Origin of the sequence: Streptomyces sp. MST-110588 (genome assembly GCF_022695595.1) — a bacterium.
Lineage (GTDB): Bacteria > Actinomycetota > Actinomycetes > Streptomycetales > Streptomycetaceae > Streptomyces.
In genome coordinates, this window is the sequence record NZ_CP074380.1 from 4,594,583 (window position 1) to 4,616,701 (window position 22,119).

General features: G+C 71.0%; 21 protein-coding genes. 9 read left to right on the plus strand and 12 right to left on the minus strand.

Annotation, left to right across the window (positions count from 1 at the left end; genetic code table 11):
* Window positions 1–34 precede the first annotated feature (34 nt).
* On the plus strand, window positions 35–547 hold the full coding sequence (locus KGS77_RS20255) for a DUF4430 domain-containing protein (protein WP_242583865.1): 513 nt from the start codon (window positions 35–37) through the stop codon (window positions 545–547).
* A gap of 77 nt (window positions 548–624) precedes the next feature.
* Here the strand turns inward: KGS77_RS20255 and KGS77_RS20260 are convergent, their stop codons facing one another.
* Entirely contained in the window at window positions 625–879 is a 255-nt protein-coding gene (locus KGS77_RS20260; protein ID WP_242583866.1) for a hypothetical protein, read from the minus strand.
* A 605-nt stretch (window positions 880–1,484) separates the two neighbouring features.
* Here KGS77_RS20260 and KGS77_RS20265 point away from each other — a divergent pair.
* The 4 genes from KGS77_RS20265 to KGS77_RS20280 all read left to right on the plus strand — a co-directional run bounded on the left by KGS77_RS20265 (window position 1,485) and on the right by KGS77_RS20280 (window position 7,469).
* Window positions 1,485–2,465, plus strand: a complete 981-nt coding sequence (locus KGS77_RS20265; protein ID WP_242583876.1) for an ABC transporter permease — start codon at window positions 1,485–1,487, stop codon at window positions 2,463–2,465.
* A gap of 57 nt (window positions 2,466–2,522) precedes the next feature.
* Window positions 2,523–3,530 (plus strand): ABC transporter permease, encoded by a 1,008-nt coding sequence (locus KGS77_RS20270; protein WP_242583878.1) that lies wholly within the window; start codon window positions 2,523–2,525, stop codon window positions 3,528–3,530.
* The gene (locus KGS77_RS20275; RefSeq protein ID WP_242583880.1) at window positions 3,527–5,674 is read left to right on the plus strand and encodes an ABC transporter ATP-binding protein; all 2,148 of its coding nucleotides are present in this window, start codon (window positions 3,527–3,529) and stop codon (window positions 5,672–5,674) included. Before KGS77_RS20270 ends, KGS77_RS20275 begins: the two co-directional genes overlap by 4 nt.
* 97 nt (window positions 5,675–5,771) lie before the next feature.
* Window positions 5,772–7,469: an ABC transporter family substrate-binding protein gene (locus KGS77_RS20280; RefSeq protein ID WP_242583882.1), complete on the plus strand. Its 1,698-nt coding sequence runs from the start codon at window positions 5,772–5,774 to the stop codon at window positions 7,467–7,469.
* Between the two features lie 92 nt (window positions 7,470–7,561).
* Here the strand turns inward: KGS77_RS20280 and KGS77_RS20285 are convergent, their stop codons facing one another.
* From KGS77_RS20285 to KGS77_RS20295, 3 genes are all read right to left on the minus strand, one after another.
* On the minus strand, window positions 7,562–7,939 hold the full coding sequence (locus tag KGS77_RS20285; protein WP_242583884.1) for a peptidoglycan-binding domain-containing protein: 378 nt from the start codon (window positions 7,937–7,939) through the stop codon (window positions 7,562–7,564).
* 272 nt (window positions 7,940–8,211) lie between these two features.
* A complete protein-coding gene (locus KGS77_RS20290; protein ID WP_242583886.1) occupies window positions 8,212–8,997 on the minus strand; it encodes an SDR family oxidoreductase in 786 nt (261 codons plus the stop codon).
* A 215-nt stretch (window positions 8,998–9,212) separates the two neighbouring features.
* Window positions 9,213–10,421: a PLP-dependent aminotransferase family protein gene (locus tag KGS77_RS20295; protein WP_242583888.1), complete on the minus strand. Its 1,209-nt coding sequence runs from the start codon at window positions 10,419–10,421 to the stop codon at window positions 9,213–9,215.
* A 388-nt stretch (window positions 10,422–10,809) separates the two neighbouring features.
* Here KGS77_RS20295 and KGS77_RS20300 point away from each other — a divergent pair, with 388 nt between their 5' ends.
* Window positions 10,810–11,673: a hypothetical protein gene (locus KGS77_RS20300; RefSeq protein WP_242583890.1), complete on the plus strand. Its 864-nt coding sequence runs from the start codon at window positions 10,810–10,812 to the stop codon at window positions 11,671–11,673.
* Window positions 11,674–11,961: 288 nt separating this feature from the next.
* Here KGS77_RS20300 and KGS77_RS20305 read toward each other — a convergent pair whose 3' ends face one another.
* Both KGS77_RS20305 and KGS77_RS20310 read right to left on the minus strand, forming a co-directional pair.
* The gene (locus KGS77_RS20305) at window positions 11,962–12,171 is read right to left on the minus strand and encodes a DUF397 domain-containing protein (protein ID WP_242583892.1); all 210 of its coding nucleotides are present in this window, start codon (window positions 12,169–12,171) and stop codon (window positions 11,962–11,964) included.
* A 242-nt stretch (window positions 12,172–12,413) separates the two neighbouring features.
* The gene (locus KGS77_RS20310; protein ID WP_242583894.1) at window positions 12,414–13,280 is read right to left on the minus strand and encodes a helix-turn-helix transcriptional regulator; all 867 of its coding nucleotides are present in this window, start codon (window positions 13,278–13,280) and stop codon (window positions 12,414–12,416) included.
* A gap of 80 nt (window positions 13,281–13,360) precedes the next feature.
* Between KGS77_RS20310 and KGS77_RS20315 the strand changes: the two genes are divergently transcribed.
* Complete coding sequence (locus tag KGS77_RS20315; protein WP_242583896.1) at window positions 13,361–13,522, plus strand: hypothetical protein; 162 nt, start codon at window positions 13,361–13,363, stop codon at window positions 13,520–13,522.
* A gap of 338 nt (window positions 13,523–13,860) precedes the next feature.
* Here the strand turns inward: KGS77_RS20315 and KGS77_RS20320 are convergent, their stop codons facing one another.
* Window positions 13,861–14,625: a GPP34 family phosphoprotein gene (locus KGS77_RS20320; RefSeq protein WP_242583898.1), complete on the minus strand. Its 765-nt coding sequence runs from the start codon at window positions 14,623–14,625 to the stop codon at window positions 13,861–13,863.
* Between the two features lie 223 nt (window positions 14,626–14,848).
* On the opposite strand from KGS77_RS20320, the gene KGS77_RS20325 reads away from it, so the two are divergent.
* Both KGS77_RS20325 and KGS77_RS20330 read left to right on the plus strand, forming a co-directional pair.
* Window positions 14,849–17,290, plus strand: a complete 2,442-nt coding sequence (locus KGS77_RS20325) for a serine hydrolase (RefSeq protein ID WP_242583900.1) — start codon at window positions 14,849–14,851, stop codon at window positions 17,288–17,290.
* Window positions 17,291–17,414: 124 nt separating this feature from the next.
* On the plus strand, window positions 17,415–19,361 hold the full coding sequence (locus KGS77_RS20330) for an MFS transporter (RefSeq protein WP_242583902.1): 1,947 nt from the start codon (window positions 17,415–17,417) through the stop codon (window positions 19,359–19,361).
* A gap of 105 nt (window positions 19,362–19,466) precedes the next feature.
* Here the strand turns inward: KGS77_RS20330 and KGS77_RS20335 are convergent, their stop codons facing one another.
* The 5 genes from KGS77_RS20335 to KGS77_RS20355 all read right to left on the minus strand — a co-directional run bounded on the left by KGS77_RS20335 (window position 19,467) and on the right by KGS77_RS20355 (window position 21,971).
* Window positions 19,467–20,375 carry an ATP-grasp domain-containing protein gene (locus KGS77_RS20335; protein WP_242583908.1) on the minus strand — a complete coding sequence of 303 codons (909 nt, stop codon included), beginning with the start codon at window positions 20,373–20,375 and terminating at the stop codon, window positions 19,467–19,469.
* Window positions 20,372–20,710, minus strand: a complete 339-nt coding sequence (locus tag KGS77_RS20340; protein WP_242587581.1) for a hypothetical protein — start codon at window positions 20,708–20,710, stop codon at window positions 20,372–20,374. The genes KGS77_RS20335 and KGS77_RS20340 overlap by 4 nt, the downstream gene beginning before the upstream one ends.
* A 129-nt stretch (window positions 20,711–20,839) precedes the next feature.
* Entirely contained in the window at window positions 20,840–21,016 is a 177-nt protein-coding gene (locus KGS77_RS20345; RefSeq protein ID WP_242583909.1) for a hypothetical protein, read from the minus strand.
* Window positions 21,017–21,153: 137 nt separating this feature from the next.
* The gene (locus KGS77_RS20350; RefSeq protein WP_242583910.1) at window positions 21,154–21,576 is read right to left on the minus strand and encodes a VOC family protein; all 423 of its coding nucleotides are present in this window, start codon (window positions 21,574–21,576) and stop codon (window positions 21,154–21,156) included.
* Window positions 21,577–21,659: 83 nt separating this feature from the next.
* Window positions 21,660–21,971: a hypothetical protein gene (locus KGS77_RS20355; protein WP_242583911.1), complete on the minus strand. Its 312-nt coding sequence runs from the start codon at window positions 21,969–21,971 to the stop codon at window positions 21,660–21,662.
* Between the last annotated feature and the right edge of the window lie 148 nt (window positions 21,972–22,119).

The window sequence follows — 22,119 nt, forward strand, 5'->3', positions numbered from 1 at the left end:
TGCACCGACCTCATCGAAAGGCAGCACACCCACCATGCGCCACACCCTCGCCCGCCGCGCCACGATCCTCACCGCAGCGCTCGGCCTGGCTCTCACTGGAGCGATCCCCGTCGCCTCGGCCTCAGCCTCCGCCCCCGCCGCGCCCGCCGCGGCGAAGGCCAACGCCCCGGTCACCGTGACCCTCACCGTCCGCGGCCCCGACAACAGCACGCTCTTCAACGGCCCGGTCGCCACCACCGGCCACACCGTCACCACGGCCTCGGGCGGCACCCACAAGTGCGACGGCACCAACAATGGCGCGAATCCCACCCCGGGGGCCACGCCCACCGCCGCCCTCGACGATGCCGCCAAGAAGCAGCACTTCACCTGGGACGGCACCTGGTACCCGTCGTTCGACGACTACTTCGTGACCACCGTCGCGGGCACCGGCGGCGGCTCCGACGCCTACTGGAACATTTCCGTCAACGGCACTCCCACCCCGGTCGGCGGCTGCCAGTTCCGTATCAAGGCGGGGGACAAGGTCGCCTTCACCTGGACCAAGCTGTGAGGGCCGGACCAAGCTCCAAGGGCTGGACCAGGCTGTAGGGGCTGGACCCAGGCGCCGTGGCGGACAGCGTCCGGCGCCTACTCCGCGCCGTGCTCCGACTCGTGCTGGAGGATGCACTGCTGCCAGTGCGCCAGTGCCTCCTCCCGGTCGCCGCCGGTGTCCTGTGCGGCGACGATGAGCGCGTCGGCGGCCATCGCGGCCAGCCGTACCGCGATGTGGCACACGTCGCGCTGCGGAAGCGGCCGGAGGAGTTCCACCGCGCCGTCGCTGTCCCCGGCCAGGGCGCAGGCGACGATGGCCATCGTGGTGCGATCCCACTCGAACTCGGGCATGGGGAGAGCATGCCCAGCCCACGGCCGGTGAAGTGCCCGGGCGCCTGGGCCCGGGGCCGTAGCGGCCGATACCGGCCGATACCGGCCGACGTCGGCGGGCAGCGACTCCCGTTGAAAGTTGACGCACGGTGACGCCTTTCTGGAACTCCTCGGTCCGCCTCCCGCTTCGTTTCGGCCTCGTCTCCGCTTCGCCCCCACTCCGGTTCCCGGCCGCCGTGTGAGCTGCGCCACGTCGCGTTTTCCAGACACCGACGTTCGTATAGCGGACAAAGTGACCGGCCACGCCAAGACGCCTGCGAATGCCGCACCGAACACCCGACTTGACCTACGTAACGGCAATCGCTGCCCGAATTGCCCTTCAAAGCAGGAGCGTTCACTAGCTGTTGGCAAAAAAATCGTTTGGTCGACAAACATGGCGACCGCATGCAAGATGTGCCGCAAGCCGTCGACCAACGGCCAGTTACACACCGTTTGCCGTATCGCGAGTCCGCATACCGAGACGCTGCCGTACGCACGATCCCCGTGCGTCACCCTCCCGACCGCACCGCCGCGACCGAGAAACAGCAGTTCGGCCAGGAGCGGTTCGTACGAGGGGAAGAGGCACCATGGGCCGCTACATGCTGCGCCGCCTGGCCAACTACCTGGTTCTGGTGATCGTCGCGGCGTCTCTGACGTACTTTCTGGCAGGGCTGACCCTCAACCCGCGGGCGAAGTTCGAGGGCCGCAACCCCCCGCTCTCCGAGACCGCCATCAGCAGGACGCTCGACGACTACAACATGAACCCGGACACCCCCGTGGTGACCCGCTTCGTGCACTGGGCCGGCGACGTCGTGCACGGCGACCTCGGCAAGACCATCGAGGGCGACTCCGTCAACGACGACTTCGGCCGCCGCGTCGGCGTCAGCACCCGGCTGCTGCTGCTCGCCACCCTCATCGGCTCCGCCCTGGGCGTGGCCGTGGGCACCCTGGGCGCGATCCGCCAGTACCGGTTCTTCGACAGATTCACGACCCTGGCGTCCTTCTTCGTGCTGGCCATGCCGGTGTTCGTCATCGGCGTCGCGCTGAAGATCGGCGCCACCATCCTGAACGACGGCTCGCAGACCCTGAAGGTCCTCGGCGAGTACGACGCCCAGTTCGCCGGGCAGTGGAACTGGGACGCACTGGTCAACCGTGCCCAGCACATGCTGCTGCCCGCGCTGACCCTGATCATCGTCCAGGTCGCCCTCTACAGCCGCTACCAGCGCAGCACCATGCTGGACGTGCTCGGCTCGGACTTCCTGCGCACCGCCCGCGCCAAGGGGCTACGGCACCGCACGGCCCTGGTCAAACACGGCCTGCGGACCGCGATCCTGCCGGTCGTACCGCTGCTGGTCTACAACATCGTGCTGCTGTTCACCGGCGCCACCTTCACCGAGAAGACCTTCGGCTGGCACGGCATGGGCGAGCTGCTCGTCGACTCGATCACCAAGCAGGACGTCAACTCGGTGGCCACCGTCGGCCTGTTCACCGCCGTCCTGGTCCTGATCGCCGGTCTGCTCTCCGACCTGCTGTACGCGGCCCTGGATCCGCGCGTACGGGTGCGCTGAGCCACCCGCCCGACCCGGCCCGTCACCCCACCCGTCGTTTCCTCTGGAGAACGCGCGATGAGCGTCCAGCAACCACCCGTGGCCGACCCGGCCCCCGCACCACTGCCCGCCCCCGTCGAAGAGGGCACCACCGCGGTCGCCCCGCGCCGTACCTCGCGGGCCCGGCTGACCGTACGCCGCTTCGCCCGCAACCGGCTCGCGCTGTTCGGGCTGGCGGTGCTGATCCTGCTCTTCCTCGCCGCGTACGCGGGCCCGCTGCTGACCAAGTGGGACTACAAGTCCCACGACTTCCTGAACTTCATGTCGGGGCCCTCCGGCGAGCACTGGTGGGGCACCACCCAGGGCGGCGTGGACCTGTTCGCACTGACCATGCGCGGCCTCCAGAAGTCGCTGGTCATCGGCCTGCTGGTGGGCATCATCTCCACCTTCCTGTCGGCCGTCGTCGGGGCCTTCTCCGCCTACTTCGGCGGCTGGGCCGACCGGGTGCTGATGTGGCTGGTGGACCTGCTGCTGGTCATGCCGTCCTTCCTGATCATCGCCGTGATGTCCCCGATGTTCCGCGATTCGAGCTGGCTGGTGTTCGTCGCGCTGCTCGGCGCCTTCAGTTGGATGATCACCGGCCGGGTCGTCCGCAGCATGACCTTCACCCTCAAGGACCGGGAGTTCGTCAAGGCTGCTAAGTACATGGGCGTACCGGCCCCCGTCATCATCTTCCGGCACATCCTGCCCAACATGGCCTCGATGCTGATCATCGACACCGTCATCCAGGCAGGCGCCGCGGTCATCGGGGAGAGCGGACTGTCCTACTTCGGCTTCGGCGTCCAGGCCCCGGACGTCTCCCTGGGCACGGTCATCGCCGACAACACCACCAACGCCTCCACCTACCCCTGGCTGTTCTTCTTCCCCGCCGGCTGCCTGGTCCTGATCGGCCTGTCCATCGCCTTCATCGGCGACGGCCTGCGGGACGCGCTGGACCCCAACTCCACGCGCGCCAAGGCCCGCCCGGCCCGCAGGAAGAACCGCGCAGCGACCAGCAAGCCCCTCAAGGAAGGCGCCACCCGGTGACCGAGCAGCACGACACGGCCCGGGCCGCGGCCCGGCCCGTCCTGGAAGTGACCGACCTGCACGTCTCCTTCCCCAGCGAGGCCGGTCCCGTACACGCCGTGCGCGGGGTCAGCTACGCCGTACGGCCCGGGGAAGTGCTCGGCATCGTCGGCGAGTCGGGCTCAGGCAAGTCGGTGTCCTCGATGGCCGTCCTGGGGCTGCTGCCCCCCGCCGCCGAGGTCAAGGGGTCCGTCAAGCTGGAGGGACGCGAACTGCTCGGCCTCGGGGACGCCGCGATGTCCAAGATCCGCGGCAAGGGCATCGGCATGGTCTTCCAGGACCCGCTGTCCGCCCTCACCCCCGTCTACAGCGTCGGCAACCAGATCATCGAGGCGCTCCGCGTCCACCAGGACCTGGACAAGGCCGCCGCCCGCAAGCGGGCGATCGAGCTGCTGGACGTCGTCGGCATCCCCGACCCGCGGCGCCGCGTGGACGCCTTCCCGCACGAGTTCTCCGGCGGTATGCGGCAGCGCGCGATGATCGCGATGGCCATCGCCAACGACCCGCAGGTCATCATCGCGGACGAGCCGACCACCGCGCTGGACGTCACCATCCAGGCGCAGGTCCTGGACGTCCTGAAGACCGCGCAGGAGGTGACCGGCGCCGCCATCGTCATGATCACCCATGACCTCGGGGTGATCGCCGGCTTCGCCGACCGGGTGCAGGTGATGTACGCGGGCAGGCCGGTGGAGACCGGCTCGGTGGACGAGGTCTACTACGCGCCCCGCATGCCGTACACCATCGGCCTGCTGGGCTCGATCCCGCGCCTGGACGACACCGGGCACGGCGCCCTGGTCCCCGTACACGGCAATCCGCCCACCATGTCCGACCTCGCGCCCGGCTGCCCCTTCGCGCCGCGCTGCCCGGTCGCCGTGGACCGCTGCCGCGAGACGGAACCGGAGCTGGTGGTTCCGGGAGCGGGAGCATCTGCGGGAAAGCCGGGGAAGGACGCGGACGACGGCGCGGGCCACCCCGTAGCCTGCCACCGCGCCCACGAGATCGGTACGGACGCGCTGCCCCGGGACGCGGTCTTCCCCGTCCCCGAGCTGCCCGCACCCAACGCCACCGAGCGGCTGCCGCGCGAGCAGCGGCCCACCGTCCTGGCGCTGGACGGCCTGGTCAAGCACTTCCCGCTGACCAAGGGCGCCATCGTCAAGCGCACGGTGGGGACCGTACGCGCCGTGGACGGCATCAGCCTGGACGTACGGGAAGGCGAGACCCTCGGCCTGGTCGGCGAGTCCGGCTGCGGCAAGACCACCACACTCCTGGAGATCCTGGACCTGCCCAGCGGCCAGGCCGGCACCGTCACCGTCTTCGGCAAGGACATCCGGGGCCTGAGCCGCGCGGACCGCAAGGGCCTGCGCCGCGACATGCAGATCGTCTTCCAGGACCCGATGGCCGCCCTGGACTCCCGGATGCCGGTCGGCGACATCCTCGCCGAGCCGCTGAAGACCCACGGCTGGGCCAAGGACCGGATCGCGGCCCGGGTGCCCGAGCTGCTGGAGATGGTCGGCCTGGAGGCCGAGCACGCCGACCGCTACCCGCAGGAGTTCTCCGGCGGCCAGCGCCAGCGCATCTCCATCGCCCGCGCGCTGGCCCTGGAACCCAAGCTGGTCATCCTGGACGAGCCGGTCTCCGCGCTGGACGTCTCCATCCAGGCGGGGGTCCTGAACCTCCTGGACGAGCTGAAGACCCGGATGGGCCTGAGCTATCTCTTCGTCGCCCACGACCTGTCCGTCGTACGGCACATCGCCGACCGCATCGCGGTGATGTACCTGGGCCGGATCGTGGAGTCGGGCACGGCGGACCAGGTCTTCACCGAGCCCTCCCACCCGTACACCCAGGCCCTGCTGTCCGCCGTACCGCTGCCCGACCCGCGCAAGGAGCGGGCCCGCACCCGCATCCTGCTCAGCGGCGATCTGCCCAGCCCCGCGGACGTCCCCTCCGGCTGCCGCTTCCAGGGCCGCTGCCCGAAGTTCGCGGCGCTCGGTGAGGACGAGCGGCGGCGCTGCCGCGAGGAGGACCCGGTGGCCTCGCCGCTGGGCGCGGACGGCACGGACCACGAGGCCGCCTGCCACTACGCCGCCCCGCTCGAAGTCGTCTGAGCCGAAGACCAGCCGTTCGTCTTCCTCACCACGCGACCAAGCCCAGAGAGAACTCTTCCCACCACGCCCACGCCCCGAAAGAAAGGGGACCTCTCCCATGAAGCTCTCCAGAGTCCCGCTCTCCCTCATCGCCACCGCCGCGGTGTCCTCACTGATGCTGACCGCCTGCGGTGGTTCGGGCGGGGACGACGACGCGCGCGCCGCGAAGGACGCGCCCAAGTCGACCGCGCAGGACATCAACAAGACGGACCCGGCGAAGCTGAAGCAGGGCGGGACCCTCAACTGGGGCATCGACCAGCTCTCGACGCAGTGGAACGTGCTGGAGATCGACGGCGCGGACTACGCGACCAACACGGTGATGCAGGCGTTGATGCCCTCCCTGTGGCACGCGACGGCGACCGGCGAGATCGTCCCCAACAAGGCATTCCTGCTGGACGCGCAGAGCAAGGAGGAGGGTGGCAAGCAGATCGTCACCTACCACCTGAACCCCAAGGCCAAGTGGTCGGACGGCACCCCGATCACGTACAAGGACCTTGAGGCCAACGTCAAGGTCATGAGCGGCAAGGACAAGGAGTTCAAGATCGCCGCCGCGGCCGGGTACGAGGAGGTGACCTCGGTGGCCAAGGGCAAGGACGACTACGAGGCCGTCGTCACCTTCGGCCAGCCCTACGCGGACTGGCGGGCCCTGTTCGGCGCTCCCAACAACACGCCGATCTACCCGGCGAAGTACTTCAAGGACGCCGAGTCCTTCAACTCCGGCTACCTCAACAAGATCCCGGTCACCGGCAACGCCTTCAAGCTCGGCAGCATCGACAAGACGGCACAGACGGTCACCATCGTCGCCGACAAGGACTTCTGGGGCGACAAGGCCAAGCTCGACAAGATCGTCTTCCATGCCATGGAGGGCTCCACCATGCCGGGCGCCTTCAGCAACGGCGAGCTGGACACCTTCAACGTCGGCCCCGACGCGTCCGCCTTCAAGCAGGCGTCCAAGGTCAAGGGCGCCACGATCCGTGAGGCCGGCGGCCCCAACTACCGCCACCTGACCCTCAACGGCAAGAGTCCGCTGCTGACCGACGTCAAGGTCCGCCAGGCGATCTTCCAGGCCGTCGACCGGGAGACCATCGCCAAGTCGGACCTGAAGAACCTCGGCTGGAAGCCGACCGTCATGAACAACCACTTCCTGGTCAACAACGCCAAGGGCTACCAGGAGAACGGCGGCGACCTGGCCAAGTACGACCCCAAGGCCGCTGCGAAGCTGCTGGACGAGGCGGGCTGGAAGCTCAACGGCGAGGTGCGCAAGAAGGACGGCAAGGAACTGGCGCTGCGGCTGGTGATCCCGTCCGGCACCGCGGTCTCCGCCAACGAGGGCTCCATGCTGACCCAGATGCTGGGCCAGGTCGGCATCAAGGTCAAGATCCAGTCGGTCCCGTCGAACGACTTCTTCACCAAGTACATCGACCCGAACGACTTCGACATGTCGGTGTACGCCCTGATGGGTACGCCGTTCCCCTCCAGCGGCGCGTCCAACGTCTACACCACCAAGGGCGGCAACAACGAGGCCCAGGTCGGCAGTGAGAAGGTCGACGAGCTGATGAAGAAGGCCAGCCGGACCACGGACGCCGAGGCGTCGTTGAAGGTCATCAACGAGACCGACGCCGAGGTGTGGAAGCTCGCCGGTCTGCTGACCCTCTACCAGCGCCCCGACATCGTCGCGGTCAAGAGCAACCTCGCCAACTTCGGTGCCTTCGGCATGGCCGACGTCACCTACGAGCACATCGGCTACACCAAGTAGTCACCGGCGACGGCACAGCGCCCTCCCCGGCCTCCGTGGCCGGGGAGGGCGCTGTGGTGCGTGTCCTCGCGGTGCAGCGGGTCCGGCGGGCGTCAGACGGCGCGCAGGGCCGCCCAGGTCTGCGGGCCGACGATGCCGTCCACCCGCAGGCCGTTGACATCCTGGAAGTACACGACCCAGCTCTCCACGCGGGGCCCGAAGACGCCGTCCACCGCGAGCGCCTGCTGGCCCGACCAGTGATTGATGACGCACTGGATTTCCCGGACCCGGTCGCCGGTGTCCCCCCGCCGGGTGGTCGCGTTGCCGTCGTAGTAACCGCAGTACGCGGCGGCCGACAGCGTGCTGGTGGTCGCCGGGGCGGCCTTCGGGGCCGCGGCGTGGGCGACCGTGGGCGTCAGGGCCAGGAGCAGCCCGGTCAGTACGGTGGCCGCCCGCACCGTGGAACGTCGAGGCGTGTGCATCGTGTGCATCAGGAGTTCCCCCTCCCTCTCGGCCACGCGTACCGGAAACGCGCGGCGGGGCGGCCCGCTCCCGGGCGCCCGCAGGAAGGCTGTGCCCCGGGTCGGCCCGTTATGCGCGCGCCGCCCGGACGTCACTCCCGCGGGCGATGAGACGGATGCCTGCTCCAGCGCGTACGGCGGGGGCGGCGCGCCGGAACGCCGCACCGGGGAGTCGCACCGGGGAGTCGCGCCGGTGAGTTGCGCCGACCGTACGCGTCGGCTCTCCTCACCGGAGCCGGGCGCTACCGCATCAGCTCGCCCGCGTTGACCAGCAGGGACTGCCCGGTGATGGCGCGGGCCCGGTCGGACGCCAGGAAGGCCGCCGCCTCGGCCACGTCACCGTCCGTGGCCATCTCCGGCAGCGCCATGCGTCCGGTGAGCCGGCCCAGCACCTCCGGCTCCGGGATGCCCTCGGATTCCGCGGTGAGCTGTACGTACGCCTGGACCGGCGGCCCCCACATCCACCCGGGCTGCACGGTGTTGACCCGTATGCGGTACGGGCCCAGCTCGCGCGCCAGTGAGTACATCGCCGAGACCAGGGCGCCCTTGGAGGCCGCGTACGCCGCCTGCGGCACCCGCGAGGGGGCGGCGAGGGAGGACTGCGTCCCGATGAAGACCACCGACCCGCCGCCGCGCTCCTTCATCGACGGCAGACAGGCCCGGGTCATCCGCAGCGTCCCGAAGAGGTTGACGTCCACCACGCGCTGCCAGGCGTCGAAGTCGGCGTCCTCCAGGCCGCCGAAGTGGGAGTCCAGCGCCGCCACATGGACCACCGCGTCGATGCCGCCGAAGCGGTCGGCGGCGAGCGCGGCCAGGGACGCGCACCGGTCCTCGTCGGTGATGTCCGTGGCGCGCCAGGCCGTACGCTCGCCCGAGGGGTCCAGCCGCGCGGCACAGGCGGCCAGGTTCTCCTCCGTACGGGCGCCCAGGACGACCCGGGCGCCGTCCCGGAGGCATGCCGCCGCGACCTGATGGCCGAGGCCGGTGCCGACGCCGGAGACGACGACGGTCTTGTTCCGCAGCGGCATGACGCCTCCGGCCGGTCGAGTGGGTGACGGGCCGTCAGGGTAGGGCGGCGGCCGGTGGATGACCAGGGCGGCGGTACTGCTCTCCCCGGCTATCGGTCCGGCCACCGGTCCGGCGGTCCGTCCCGCCACCGGTCCGGCCGTCCGTCCTGCCACCGGTCCCGCCGCCCGTCCGGCCCGTCACACCGCCGTGCCCGGCCGGCTCACCGGGCCGGCGCCTAATCGCGCAGCGTCAGGGCGAGGCGGCGCAGTCCCTCCTGGATCTCCTCGGGGGAGTGGGTCACGAACGACAGGCGCATCGTGCCGGGGTCCGCCGGGCCCGTGAAGAAGGGCGCCCCCGGGACGTACGCGACATCGTGCCGTACCACCTGCGGCAGCAGCGCCGTGGCGTCGTACCCGGCCGGCATCCGCGCCCAGACGAACATCCCGCCCTGCGGCCGGTTCCAGGTGGAGCCGTCGGGCAGCGCCTCGCCCAGGCCGCCGACCAGCGCGTCGCGGCGGGCGCGGTAGGCGCCGCGCACCCGGTCCAGGTGCGCGTCCAGGTCGGTGGTCTCCAGGTAGCGCGCTGCCGCCGCCTGGTCGACGGTCGAGGTGTGGAGGTCCGCGGCCTGCTTGGCTATGACGCAGGCGCGGCGCAGCGCGGCGGGCGCGCGCAGCCAGCCCAGCCGCAGTCCCGGCGCCATGATCTTGGAGAAGGAGCTGAGCAGCGCCGTACGGTCCTCGGCGCCCGGGAAGGACGCCAGCCACGGCACCGGCTCGCCCTCGAAGCGCAGCTCGCCGTACGGGTCGTCCTCGGCGATCCACACCCCGCGCCGCGCCGCCACCCGGCCGACCGCGGCGCGCCGCTCGGCGGAGAGCGTACGGCCCGTGGGGTTCTGGAAGGTCGGCACGATGTAGAGCAGCTTGGGCCGCTCCCGCGCGGCGATCTCGTCCAGCGCGGCCGGGTCGATGCCCTCGTCGTCGGTGGGCACCGGCACGACCCGGGCCCCCGCGAAGGAGAAGACCTGGAGTGCGGCCAGGTAGCAGGGGTCCTCGGCCAGGACCACGTCGCCCGGCTCCAGGAGCGCCGTCGCCAGCAGCGTCAGGCCCTGCTGCGAACCGGTGGTGATGATCAGGTCGTCCGGGGTGGTGGGCAGACCGCGGCCGGTGGCCCGGGCCGCGACGGCCGCGCGCAGCCCCGGGTCGCCCTCGGTCGTGGAGTACTGGAGCGCCCGCTGCGGGGCCTGCGTCAGTACGTGCCGGAAAGCCTCGGCTATGCCGGCGGCGTCGAAGAGTTCGCCGGCCGGGAGGCCGCCGGCGAAGGAGATGACCTCCGGGCGCGCGGTCAGGGCGAGGATCTCGCGCACCGGCGAGCCGCCGGTGTCCGCCGCGCGGGCGGCCAGCGGGGGAACGGGGGCGGGGGCGGAGGCGAGGGCGGCTTCCGACATAGCGGCTCCAATCGCTCGTACGGCGTGGGATGAACTGGTGGGTGCGGGAAAGCTGTTGGCCGGGCGGGTGGGTCGACGGATGGCTGGGCGTGCGGGTCGGCGTGCGGTTCGGCGGTGGGGCTGCGTGCGGTTCGACGGTGGGGCGAGGAGCGCGCGGCGCGTGCCGGTTGCCGGGTGGGCAACGTTAACCCGCGTTAGCTGGGGGGTACAGGGAGCTTAAGCGGGAGGGCGCCGTGCGCGCACGCGTGCCCGCATGATGAGCGCCGCCGTCCGTATCTGTTCTCTTCTGAGGGCGGGTCGGCTAGACCTCCTTGCCATGGCCGAAGACACCGGAAGAGGCGCCGCAGGAGACACCGGAAGCGGGCCCGGATACGGGCCCGGAGAAGACATGGGGGAGGACGCGGGGAGCCGCGCCGAGGGGGGCGTCCGCAGCGCAATCTACGGCGAACTGGCCGCCGTGGGCCCCTACGGAGTACGGCCCGGACACGCGCTGATCACCATGGTCGAGCCCCACCCGGGCCATGAGCGCGCCTACAACCGCTGGTACGAGGACGACCACTACATCGCGGGGGCGATGGCGATGCCGTGGATGTACGCGGGCCGCCGCTGGGTGGCCACCCGCGAACTGCGGCTGCTGCGCGTCCTGCGGGACTCCGCGGTCGCCAGGCCGGTCACGGCCGGCTGCTATCTGTCCACCTACTGGATCACCGAGGGCCGTTACGAGGAGCACATGAGGTGGACGGTCGCCATCAACAAGCGGCTGCTCCGCGACGGTCGCGTCCACCACGACCGTACGCATGTCTTCACCGCCTTCCACGACCACGAGGCCACCGTCTACCGGGACGGCGCGGCGGGCCCCCGCGACTTCCATGCGCTGGACCACCCCTACGCCGGTCTGGTCCTGGAGGTCGTCGACGCCGACGGGCCGAAGCGGCGGGCGGAGCTGCTGGAGTGGCTGTGTGCGGAGCACCTGCCGCGGCGGCTGGCCGGTTCCCCTGCGGCCATGGTCACGGTCTTCCGGCCGACGCCGCTGCCCGGGGACCGGATGACGTACGTGCAGCAGGTCGAGGGGACCGGCACCCGGCTGACGCTGCTGTGGTTCCTCCAGGAGGACCCTCGGGAGCGGTGGGCGCGGGACTTCGCCGGGCTGCCGGAGGAGGTCGCGGGGACGGGGCTGGGGCGGGTGGAGCTGGTCGCCCCGTTCATCCCCACCGTCCCGGGGACGGACCGGTACGTGGACGAATTGCGCTGACCCGTACGGTCCGGGTACGGCGCGGGCCGGCGGGTGCGTGGGTACGCGGGTGCGTAGGTGTGTGGGTGCGGACAGGGCCGAGCCCCCTCGGCCGGGACGGCGATCCAGTCGAGAGGGCTCTGGGTCGTGCTGGTGGTACTGGTGGTGCCATGGACCTGGGTATGCGGTCACCGCGATGGGTTACTTCTGCGGTTACCTGCGGTTATTTGCGGTTTCTGCGGATCCTGCGGAGGGTGCGGTCACCGCGGCCCATGTGGTCCACGCGAACGGTACGAACGGCGCCGGCCGTCAGGCCAGGTCGTACGTCCCGCCGGAGACCTTCGCCACGAAGGTGCTCCAGGAGGAGGCGTCGAACGTCAGGCGCGGACCCTCGGGGTCCTTGGAGTCGCGCACGGCGATGGCGGTTGCTGTCGGGACGGCGATCTCGACGCAGGCGCCGTTGCCACCGGAGTACGAGGACTTGGTCCAGGAAAACGCGGAATTGGGCTGAATGGCCATGTTCACTCCGACTCAATCTGAGTTGCCGCGGATTCGGCACTGCTGACGCTACGCGCCAACATCATGTCTGGCAGGGGGAGTTCACCCATCCGAATGGCATATTCCTTGATCTCTTTTCAAGCGGGGTGGGGCGGGTGTACGGTGCCGAACCCTCGTGCGGAATCAGACGTTCGACTGCTCACCTCGAACGCGTGGGGTCGCACTCGTACCGCGCCGGGGCCTCGGTGCGCCGCGCCGCACCCTCAACGGGCGCTGTCGGCGTGCTTCTTGGCCGCCGCGTCGATGAACTCCCTGCTCTGGTCGGGATTCAGCGCCTGCGCCCGCAGATGCTCGTACATGATCGTGTACTTGTGCACGTCGTTGGTCTTCTCCAGGTACAGATCGCTGGTGACGCCTTCGATGTAGACCACGCTGGAATCCGCCGCGTCGTCGAACTCCAGGATCGAGAACGTCCCCGACATGCCCGCGTGCGCCCCGGTGTCGTACGGCAGCACCTGCACCGTCACATGCGGCAGATTGCTCAGCTCGACGAGGTGGTCGAGCTGCTCGCGCATGATGAGGTGGTTGCCGACCACCCGGCGCAGCGCGCTCTCGTCCAGCACCACCCACAGCCGCAGCGGACTGTCGGGGTTCTGGACCCGGTCCTGGCGGCGCATCCGCACCTGGATACGTTTCTCCAGTTGCTCGGGGGTCAGTTCCGGCACCGTTCCGGGGATGACCGCCTCGGCGTAACGCGGGGTCTGGAGCAGGCCGGGCACCAGCAGGGACTCGTACACCCGCAAGGAGGCCGCCTCGGTCTCCAGGCCGATGTAGACGCTGTACGGGATGTCCCCGAAGGCGTGCCACCACCCTTGCTGCCGCGAATCCTTGGCCATCTGCATGAGCGACTCGACGATGCGGCGGTCCTCGACCTCGTAGACCCCGCACAGGTCGCGGACATCGCGCTGGCTGATGCTGCGGCGGCCGTTCTCCAGGCGGCTGATCTTCGACTGCGAGACGAGCAGCCGCTCGGCCACCTCTTCCGCCGTCATGCCCTTGACCTCACGGAGCCTGCGCAGCTCCTGGCCCAGCCGGCGTCGCCTGACGGTGGGATTGACATTGGACGCCACGGGATGTGCACCTCCGGCTCCGTACTGCTGTTTTCTTCTGCTCAGCAGACTGCCACCACTGGTTGCGGCGGCGCTGGCAAATGGACACACCAGGCGAGCAGACGTACGCGCGGGGTGGCGGACCGGCCGTCTTCCTCGACGGGCCGGGGCGCCACCCCGCGCTTGCCGCGGCTCCCGAACGGGATGGTGGGGACTGTGTGCGGTGCGTGCTGTGGTGCGTGGTGGTGCTCGGCGACACGTAGTGGTGCGTGGTGTGGCGCTCGGCGGTGCGTGGTGATGTGTGGTGGTGCGGAGTGTCTGTGTGGTGCGGGTGGTGCCGATGATGCGGGTACTGGTGTATGTGCGGTGTGCTCGGTCCCCGTACGCGTGTGCGCGCCCTGTGCGCGGTGGTTGCGTCGTGTGCGGTGCGGTGTGTGCGGTGCGCCGAGGGCCGGCGCGTACGTGCGGTGGTGCGGTCGGTGCGGTCGCCGTCGGGGGTCAGTGCTGTGCTGCGGTTCGTCGGTGTCGTACTCGTCGGTGGTGCTCTCCTGCGTCCTGCCGGCGGACGCCCGTCATGGCCCGCCGACGCGCGGTGGCACCGTCACCGGGCGCCGACGCGGGCCATCGTGCCGTGCCGCGACTGGGCCGGCACGCCCGGCTCCGCCGCGACCCGCGCCGCCGGCCGGCGGCCGGATCCGGGAAGCGGCCCGGGTGCCGTCGCCGGTGCGCGCCGCGGCTGGGCCGCGACGCCGTTCTGTACGTCCATGACGGCATGGGCGACCAGTCCGCCCATGGGGTCGTGGCGGATCAGATCCCGGAGCCGGGAGCGCGAGGAGCGTCCCTCGTTGCCGGGATACAGATGCTTGCCGAGCCCGACCGCGTGGGCCAGGGCGGCGAGCGCGGCGGTCCGCGGGTCCGGCGGTACGCCGGTACGGATCGCGCAGTCCAGCCGGGTCCTGATCTCCCGGCTTATGGCCGTGTCCGTCGCTTGGTAGCGCGTTGTCGGCAGTACCCCGCACATCTGACCGGCCACGGCATGCACCATGCCGCACCGCTCCAGATGCGTGAGATACGTCTGGCGCAGCCCCAGACGGGGCCCGCCGATCCAGTGGACGGCGCGCACCGGGCTGCCGCGGCGTCGCAGCAGTTCGAGCGCGGAGTCCAGCGTCGGATCTCCGGTCGGCCGTGGCAGCACCACGGCGATACGATCCCCGTCAGGGGCTATCCGTCCCGCCAGAGCCAGCTCCACTAGCTGGGCCCCGGCAAGACCGAGGTCGAGCGACTGCGGCTGCGCTGTGGTTCCCGTTGCCGGGTCCAAAGCGAGCAGCAGAAGCTCCTCCGGAATTGTTCTGCGGCTCCTGCCCATCCATGCCTCCCCGCGTGGATGAATGACAGGGTGACCCCTCTCACATTCATCTGTCGAGAGTGCGTGGGGGGTTTCGTATGGAACCGGTAGGTATGTCGTTCTCGTACATCGCGGGGACGACGCCTTCCGCGGGGTGCGACGGGCCGTGGTTCGCGTGGCGGTGGGGCGGGGCTCCACGGACACAGGACACTTGGGAACACTGGGCAAGGCAGCAGCGCGACGTATGACGCGACGTACGAAGGAGACATCGGTGGCGGGCGAGTCCCCCGGCAAGCCGGAGCAGAAGAAGTCGTCGGGGGAGACGGCGGGGAGGGAACACGATCCGCGGCTCACGGTCTTCCGTGGCGCGCCGGAGAAGCCCACCGGACCGGCGAAGGCCGATGAGGCCGCCGAGGCCGTGAAGCCCGATAACTCCGAGAAGGCTGGGAGCTCCGAGAAGGCTGGGAGCTCCGAGAAGTCCGGCAGCGTCAAGGAGGCCGAGGAGGCCGAGGAGGCCGGTAAGGCGAAGCGGAACGATACGGCGCCGAAGGCGTCGGGGGATGCCGCGGCGGACGGATCGGCCGAACCGGTGAAAAAGCCGGAGCTTCCGAAGGAGCCGGAGAACCCGGAGAAGCCGAAGAAGCCGGAGAGCACCGAGCGGAAGACGGCCGGGGCGTCCGGGAAGGCTGGGGCTTCCGGGAAGACTGTTGCCAACGATGCCGGTGCAAAGGATGCGCCGGAGGAGAAGGCCGCTTCCGAGCCGGTTTCCCAGGCCGCGTCCAAGGAGTCGGGTGACGCGCCCCAGGCCGTGGCCGTGGACCAGGCGACCGCGGTGTTCAAGGTGCCCGCCGCGGAGAAGGACGGTCAGGCGCCGGTCGACAACGCGACCAGGTCGTTCGCCATCGCGAAGCAGCGGCCGACGCCCGAGCCCGCTCCCGGGCCGGAGACGGCTTCCGGGGACGGAGCCGGGAAGCCGGTCGATCAGCCCACGACGGCGATCAAGGCCGTACGGCCTTCGGGTGCAGGCGTACCGGAAAAGGCACCGGAGAAGCCGGAGAAGCTGCAGAAGCCGGAGAAGAGCGCCGAGGACCGTACTCCCGGTGTGGAGTCGGATTCCGAGCGGACCAGCCAGTTCGTGGCCCTGAAGTCCACCGACGCGCCCCGGCTCAAGCCCCCGAAGCCCGTGGTGACCGACAAGCCGGGCCAGAAGCCGGGCCACAAGCCGGGTCAGAAGCCGGTCGGCGGAAAGGGTGACGGGGCTGCCAAGAAGTCACCCGAGGCAGCGGCCGGGGAAGCACCCAAGGGAACGGCCGAGGAGACGGGCGGGCAGACCGGGGCCCAGCGGCCGGCGGACCTGCCCGGGGCCGGGCGGACGTCGCAGCAGCCGCTGCCGCCGCTGGACCTCCTCGCCCAGCTCACCAACACCCCGCCGCCGCCCCCGACCCCGATCCGCACGATCGCGCGCCGGCTGAAGATCTGGACCCCGCTGGTCGCGCTGCTCGTGCTGGTCTTCGTGATCGTCCAGGCGGTACGCCCGTTGCCGGCCCCGGCGCTCGGCCTGGGCAGCTCCGTCTCGTACACCTACCAGGGCGGCGACTCCGCCCTGCCGTGGCCCGAGCAGGGACAGTCCGCCGCGAAGGTCGTGGGGGCGGGCAGCCTGGGTACGTACGGAGACCAGAAGCCGCTGCCGACCGCGAGTGTCGCCAAGGTGATGACGGCCTACGTCATCCTCAAGGAACACCCTCTGAAGAAGAAGGAGGAGGGCCCGAAGATCCGGATCGACGCCGCGGCGGTGAAGGACCAGGACGCCGAGGACGAGTCGAAGGTCCAGGGTCTCCAGGAGGGTCAGCAGTACAGCGAGCTGAAGATGCTCCAGATGCTGATGATCCCCTCGGGCAACAACATCGCCCGGCAGCTCGCCCGCTGGGGCGCGCCGTCCGAGAAGGCGTTCGTGAAGAAGATGAACGACGCCGCCAAGGACCTGGGCATGAAGAACACGACCTACACCGACCCCAGCGGCCTGGACAAGTCGACCGTCAGCACCGCCGTCGACCAGCTCAAGCTGGCCGAGGAGGTCATGAAGATGGACGCCTTCCGGCAGGTCGTCGCCCTGCCGGACGCCCAGGACGGCCTCCCGGAGCGGATCTACAACAACAACAAGCTGGTCGCGGAGCGCGGGCTGAGCGTCGCGGGCATCAAGACCGGTTCCAGCTCGGCGGCCGGCGGTGCGCTGATGTGGGCGTCCTACAAGACGGTGGGCGAAAGGACCGTACTGGTCCTCGGTGTCACGATGGGCCAGCACGTCAAGGGCCCGGACCCCAACGGCAGCAGCAGCCTGGAACTGGTCCTGAACCGCAGCAGGAAGCTGATCGAGGCCGTCCGGGGCACTCTGGTCTCCGCCACGGTGGTCAAGAAGGGACAGGTTGTCGGCCATGTCGACGACGGGCTGGGAGGACGTACGCCGGTGGTCGCCACCAAGGACGTCAGGGCGGTCGGCTGGCCCGGCAAGAAGGCACAGATGAAGCTGGCCGCCGGCGGCAAGGGCCTCCCGCACACCGCGAAGGCGGGCACCGAGGTCGGCGTGCTGACGGTGGGCGACGGCCCGGCCGCGCTGAAGGTGCCGGTGGCGCTCCAGAAGAATCTCGACGAGCCGTCGTTCGGGGCGAAGCTGACGCGGATCGGCTGACCCGGCGGGCGCGGCGGGTCCGGGCCGGACGGTGGTGTCCGGACCGGGTCGTCCGCCCGCTGCGCACGGCGGGCCGACCGGAGACCCGCGTGCCAGGCCACCGCCGCAGACGGAAAGAGGCACCGTGACCACCGTGGAGCCGTCCCGCTCCGAGAAGTCCGCCGGGCGAATACCCAAGAAAGTCGAGGCATCCGGGATGCCTGAGGCATTCGACGCGTCCCCTGCGTCCAAGGAATCCGGAGCGTCCGACGCATTCAACGCGTCAGGCGCCTCCGATGCGTCCGATGCGTCCGAGGGGCCCCAGATGGCGGCCCCCGGCCCCGCGCACCCGCCAGGAGGGCCGCGCCGCCCCGGGCGCCTGCGCCGCATCGCGCGGACGCTCGCGCGGCCGGTCCCCGCCGCGCTGCTGACGGCGGCGGTACTGCACGTCCTGTGGGTCTTCACCCTCGCCCACAGCGGCGGCGACCTGGCCGCGCAGGACGCCTGGGCCGAGTTCGCCGCCCGGCACCCCGGCTTGGCGTACAACCTCTCCTGGTTCGGCGGTATGCACCCCGTCTCGTACAGCGTCTTCACGCCGTACCTGATGGCGCTGCTCGGTGTGCGGACGACGATGGTGGTCGCCGGCACGGTCTCGGCGGGGCTGCTGGCGCTGATCCTCGTACGCAGCCGCGCGGTGCGCCGCCCACTGGCGCCCGCGCTGTACGGGGTGGCGGCGCTGACCTGCAACGCGATCTCGGGCCGGGTGACGTACGGGCTGGGTCAGATGTTCGCGCTGGGCGCGGTGGCGGTGGTCTTCGCCTGGCCCCGGCGGTGGCGTACGGGCCGCCGTGCGCACCGGCTCGCGCGCGGCGCCGCGGCGGCGCTGCTCGCCGCCCTGGCGACCGCGGCGAGCCCGGTGGCGGGCCTGTTCCTGTGGGTGGTGGCCGGTGCGCTGCTCCTGACGAAGCGGTGGACGGCCGCGTTCGCGCTGGCGCTGCCGCCCGCCGTGGTGGTCGGGCCGGCGGCCTGGCTGTTCCCCTTCTCCGGCACGCAGCCGATGGGGTTCATATCGGCGGTACAGCCGGTGATCGTCAGCGTGGCGGTGTATCTGCTGGTGCCCGTGCAGTGGCGTACGGTCCGCGTCGGCGCCCTGGTGTACGCCGCCGGGGTGCTGGCGACCTGGGCGATCCCCTCGCAGGTCGGCACCAACGTCACCCGGCTCGGGCTGTTCTTCGGCGGCATCGCGCTGATCGCCGCCCTGCCGGACGCCCGGCGCGGGGCCCGGCGGTGGGTCGCGCTGGTTCTCGCCCTGGTGACGGCGACCGTGTGGCAGGGCTACAAGGTCGGCGAGGACATCGTCTACATGCGGCCCGCAGCGATCTGGACCCACGAACTGACGCCGCTGACGGACCGCTTGCGCGCCCTGCCGGACGCCCGGCAGGGCCGGGTCGAGGTGGTCCCCGTACGCAGCCACCGCGAGGCGTCCGCGCTGGCGCCGTACGTCAATCTGGCGCGCGGCTGGAACCGGCAGGCAGACGTGGACCGCAACCCTGTCTTCTACGACAAGTCACTGTCCCCCGCGACCTACCACGCGTGGCTGAAGCGGTGGTCGGTGCGCTATGTGGTGCTGGCGTCGGAGGCGCCGGACATGGCGGCGGTGCAGGAAGCCGAGTTGGTCGCCGGCGGACAGCCGTACCTCTCCGAGGTGTGGTCGGACCGGCACTGGAAGATCTTCCGGGTCAAGGACCCGGTGCCGCTGGCGGAGCCGCCCGCAATGGTGGCCCGTACGGACGCGGGCGGGCTGACGGTCACCGTCGGCAAGCCCGGCGAGGTGCTGATCCGGGTCCCGTACTCGCCGTGGCTGGGCCTGGTCGACGCGCACGGCCGGGCTGTGGAACCGCCGCGGCCGGGCCCGGACGGCGCGCCGGCGGTCAACCGCGACGGCTGCCTGACGAAGGCCGGACCCGTGCCGGCCGGGGACGGGCCGGGCGACCGGCCAGCCGACGAGTGGACGTTCCTGCGCGCCCCGCACGCGGGCACGTACCGGCTGGCGGCGCCGTACCGGCTGCCGCGCGGGACGGCCTGCCCGTAGCGGGCCTGATGGCGGGCCTGGTGGCGGGCCTGTGGTGGCTGTTGTGGCCCGTGGTGGGCTCGGGTCCTGTGGCGGGCCGGCGCGGTCGCGGTCAACCGCCGGTCGTCAGTTGCCCAAAGGCGCGTCCTTTACGGTGATATGTCCTGCGTGAGGGGTACGTCCTGCACGGAGGTACGGACGGTCGGCGGGCCGTACACGCTCGTACGGACCCGCCGCGCGCAGCACGACCTCCAGCACGGCGTCCGGGTCGGCGGCGTAACTGTGCGCGAACCACGGCATGTTGGCCTCCACCACGGCCCACCGGCCGTCCGCCGGCCGCCCGATATCGACCGCCGCCGCGCTGGGCAGCCCGGCCGACGCGAGAAGACGGTCGGCGAAGTCCCGTACGGCTCCGGTGTGCGGGTCCTCACCGGGTCGGAGAGGGGCCACGTCGAGGGCGCCGTGGACGGCGTACCGGCTGCCGGTCACGAGCGCGCCGTCCAGGAGGTACAGCCGGTACTCGGCGGTGAAGGTGACGACCTCGGACAGCAGGACGGGGGTGCCGGGCGGGGCGGGCGGCAGCTCCGCGCCCCGCGCGCGTACGCCCGGCGGGAAAGACTTGTCGCTCGGCGGCTTGGCGAAGAACGGTCCGGGCCGCCGGGCCGCCTCGGCGTGAGTGGTCAGTTCGATCCGGCGGCCGGTCAGTTCGGCGGGCAGCCCGGCCAGCCAGTCGTCCGGCGGCTCCAGCAGGCCCAGGGAGAGCGGCCCGGCGACCCGGTCGGCCACGCGCGGCCCGCCGTACCAGTGGACCGGCCGCCCGGCGAGCGCGGCCACCGTGTCCGGGCCGGTCAGTACGGCCGTCTCCAGGCCGCGCCGGGCGGCTGCCTCGGCCAGCAGGACGCCGGTGCTGGTGCCCTGTGCGGAGGTCAGCAGAACGGGGAGCGGTGCCGGAACGGGAGTTGGGGCCGGGACCGGAGTTGGGGCCGGAGTGGGTGCCGGGACCGGAGTGGGTGCCGGGACCGGGGCCGACGTCATGACTGCTGGGGGCGGAAGGTGTGTACGACCTCGATGCGGCCGACGATATGCCGGTTGAACTCCTCCAGTTCCTCGGCCGGCACCCAGAGTTCGAGGATGGTCTCGCCGCCCGCCTGCCGCACCGGGTAGCGCTCCAGGAAGTCCGCCTCGACCTCGAAGCGGGTGACATGACCGATGCCGGAGGCTGGGACGTTCCAGTCGCGGGCGATGCGTATCGCGTAGTCCTCGTTGAGTACGGGGTAGAAGATCGGCTGGTCGGGCAGGCGCGGCGGCCAGGCACGCCAGTCGGAGGCGGCGACCAGGGCGAGTTCCTCGGGACCGGTGGGACGCCACAGCGTACGGGTGCGGGGATGGGTATGCGTCTGGGGGTGGGGGTGCGTCTGGGAACGGGTGTGGGTGTGGGTGTGGGTGTCGGTACGGGGCCTGTTCCCGGCCGTGTCCGTCGAGTCGCTCATGACCGCAGGCTATGCGTACGCGACGATCCGCCTCATACGAGGGCGTCGGCCGAGTCCCTGATCAACTACCGCGCGGGCCGGCATCTCGCCGCCCGGGCTGGTGACCACGTCCGTCGTCGGCGGGTCGAGCCCGCCCCACCAGTCGGTGTCGGCCCGGGAGCGGCCGGCGAGAGCCTCGGCGAGCATGGCGGCGGTCGCTCGGGGTTGTCCCGGCAGCCGGTCGGCGTTGATCAGGTCCCGTGCCGCGGACTCGTCCGCGGCACGGACGGCAGGGCCGTAAGGCGACCTCTGCCTGCGGCGGCACGGCCAGGAGGCCCGAGAGGCTACGCCCCGGTACCGGTGTCTATGCCGGTGCCGGTGCCGGTCTCGGCGTCCTGCGGGTACCAGCGCAGTTCCACGGTGTTGCCGTCCGGGTCCCGTACGTAGACCGACTGGGCCTGGCCCCGGGCGCCGAAGTTGTCGAACGGGCCCTCCATGTCGGGGAAGGTGCCCGACTCCTTGACCTGCTGCCAGTCCAGCGGGTCGACGACCAGGCAGATGTGGTCCACGTTGGAGCCGTTACGGGACCGGCTGACCAGGTCGATGATCGTGGTCGGGCTGACCCGTACCGAGGGGAAGGGCACCTTTCCGGCCCGCCACTCCTCCACCCGGACCGGCTCCAGGCCGAGAGGCCCGCAGTAGAACTCCAGAGTCCGTTCCACGTCCCGCACATTGAGGACGAGGTGATCGAAAGCCTTGACCCGCATGAGAACAGCCTTTCAGCGATGAGGTTCACCCATGATCATTATGGGCGGCACCGTCACGGGGCCATCACGCAGGGTGTGGATCGTCAGGCGGTGCCGGCCTGACGGCGGCGGTGGCGGGTGATGCCCAGGCCCGTGACGCCGGCGGCACCGACGGCGACGGCGATCCCGGCGCCCGCGGGGAGGTGGACGGCCTTGTCGGCGAGGTCGGCGAGGCCGCCGGGAGGCAGCAGGACGGACTGCCGCCCGGCCGCCCGCTCGGTGGTGCCGGTCGTGTGGGCCGGGCCGTCGGCGCCGGTGCCGTCGGCGAACGCGCCGACCGCCGGGAGCAGCAGGGCGGCGAGTGCGCCGGTGGTCACGGCAGCGGTACGGAACACGGTGCGGCGCTCGGCTCGCATGGACTACTCCTCCTCGTGGGTCGCGTGGGCGGACCCGGCCTCAGGTCGATGACCCGGCACACGCTACGGAGCGTCCTTCACGGCGATCGGTAGGTTGTGTAACAGTCGGCGCTACCTCTTCTGTCGGTCGTGTCACGGCGCGGAGGGG

Excerpts from the sequence above, each read along its gene's own strand:
- KGS77_RS20290 (WP_242583886.1), bottom strand. The coding sequence starts at position 8,997 with ATGCCGCTGCGGAACAAGACCGTCGTCGTCTCCGGCGTCGGCACCGGC.
- KGS77_RS20325 (WP_242583900.1), top strand. The coding sequence starts at position 14,849 with ATGACGCGACGTACGAAGGAGACATCGGTGGCGGGCGAGTCCCCCGGC.
- KGS77_RS20260 (WP_242583866.1), bottom strand. The coding sequence starts at position 879 with ATGCCCGAGTTCGAGTGGGATCGCACCACGATGGCCATCGTCGCCTGC.
- KGS77_RS20355 (WP_242583911.1), bottom strand. The coding sequence starts at position 21,971 with ATGCGAGCCGAGCGCCGCACCGTGTTCCGTACCGCTGCCGTGACCACC.
- KGS77_RS20280 (WP_242583882.1), top strand. The coding sequence starts at position 5,772 with ATGAAGCTCTCCAGAGTCCCGCTCTCCCTCATCGCCACCGCCGCGGTG.
- KGS77_RS20305 (WP_242583892.1), bottom strand. The coding sequence starts at position 12,171 with ATGGCCATTCAGCCCAATTCCGCGTTTTCCTGGACCAAGTCCTCGTAC.
- KGS77_RS20265 (WP_242583876.1), top strand. The coding sequence starts at position 1,485 with ATGGGCCGCTACATGCTGCGCCGCCTGGCCAACTACCTGGTTCTGGTG.
- KGS77_RS20350 (WP_242583910.1), bottom strand. The coding sequence starts at position 21,576 with ATGCGGGTCAAGGCTTTCGATCACCTCGTCCTCAATGTGCGGGACGTG.
- KGS77_RS20285 (WP_242583884.1), bottom strand. The coding sequence starts at position 7,939 with ATGCACACGATGCACACGCCTCGACGTTCCACGGTGCGGGCGGCCACC.
- KGS77_RS20270 (WP_242583878.1), top strand. The coding sequence starts at position 2,523 with ATGAGCGTCCAGCAACCACCCGTGGCCGACCCGGCCCCCGCACCACTG.
- KGS77_RS20300 (WP_242583890.1), top strand. The coding sequence starts at position 10,810 with ATGGGGGAGGACGCGGGGAGCCGCGCCGAGGGGGGCGTCCGCAGCGCA.
- KGS77_RS20320 (WP_242583898.1), bottom strand. The coding sequence starts at position 14,625 with ATGGGCAGGAGCCGCAGAACAATTCCGGAGGAGCTTCTGCTGCTCGCT.
- KGS77_RS20345 (WP_242583909.1), bottom strand. The coding sequence starts at position 21,016 with ATGCTCGCCGAGGCTCTCGCCGGCCGCTCCCGGGCCGACACCGACTGG.
- KGS77_RS20315 (WP_242583896.1), top strand. The coding sequence starts at position 13,361 with ATGGACACACCAGGCGAGCAGACGTACGCGCGGGGTGGCGGACCGGCC.
- KGS77_RS20335 (WP_242583908.1), bottom strand. The coding sequence starts at position 20,375 with ATGACGTCGGCCCCGGTCCCGGCACCCACTCCGGTCCCGGCACCCACT.
- KGS77_RS20255 (WP_242583865.1), top strand. The coding sequence starts at position 35 with ATGCGCCACACCCTCGCCCGCCGCGCCACGATCCTCACCGCAGCGCTC.
- KGS77_RS20295 (WP_242583888.1), bottom strand. The coding sequence starts at position 10,421 with ATGTCGGAAGCCGCCCTCGCCTCCGCCCCCGCCCCCGTTCCCCCGCTG.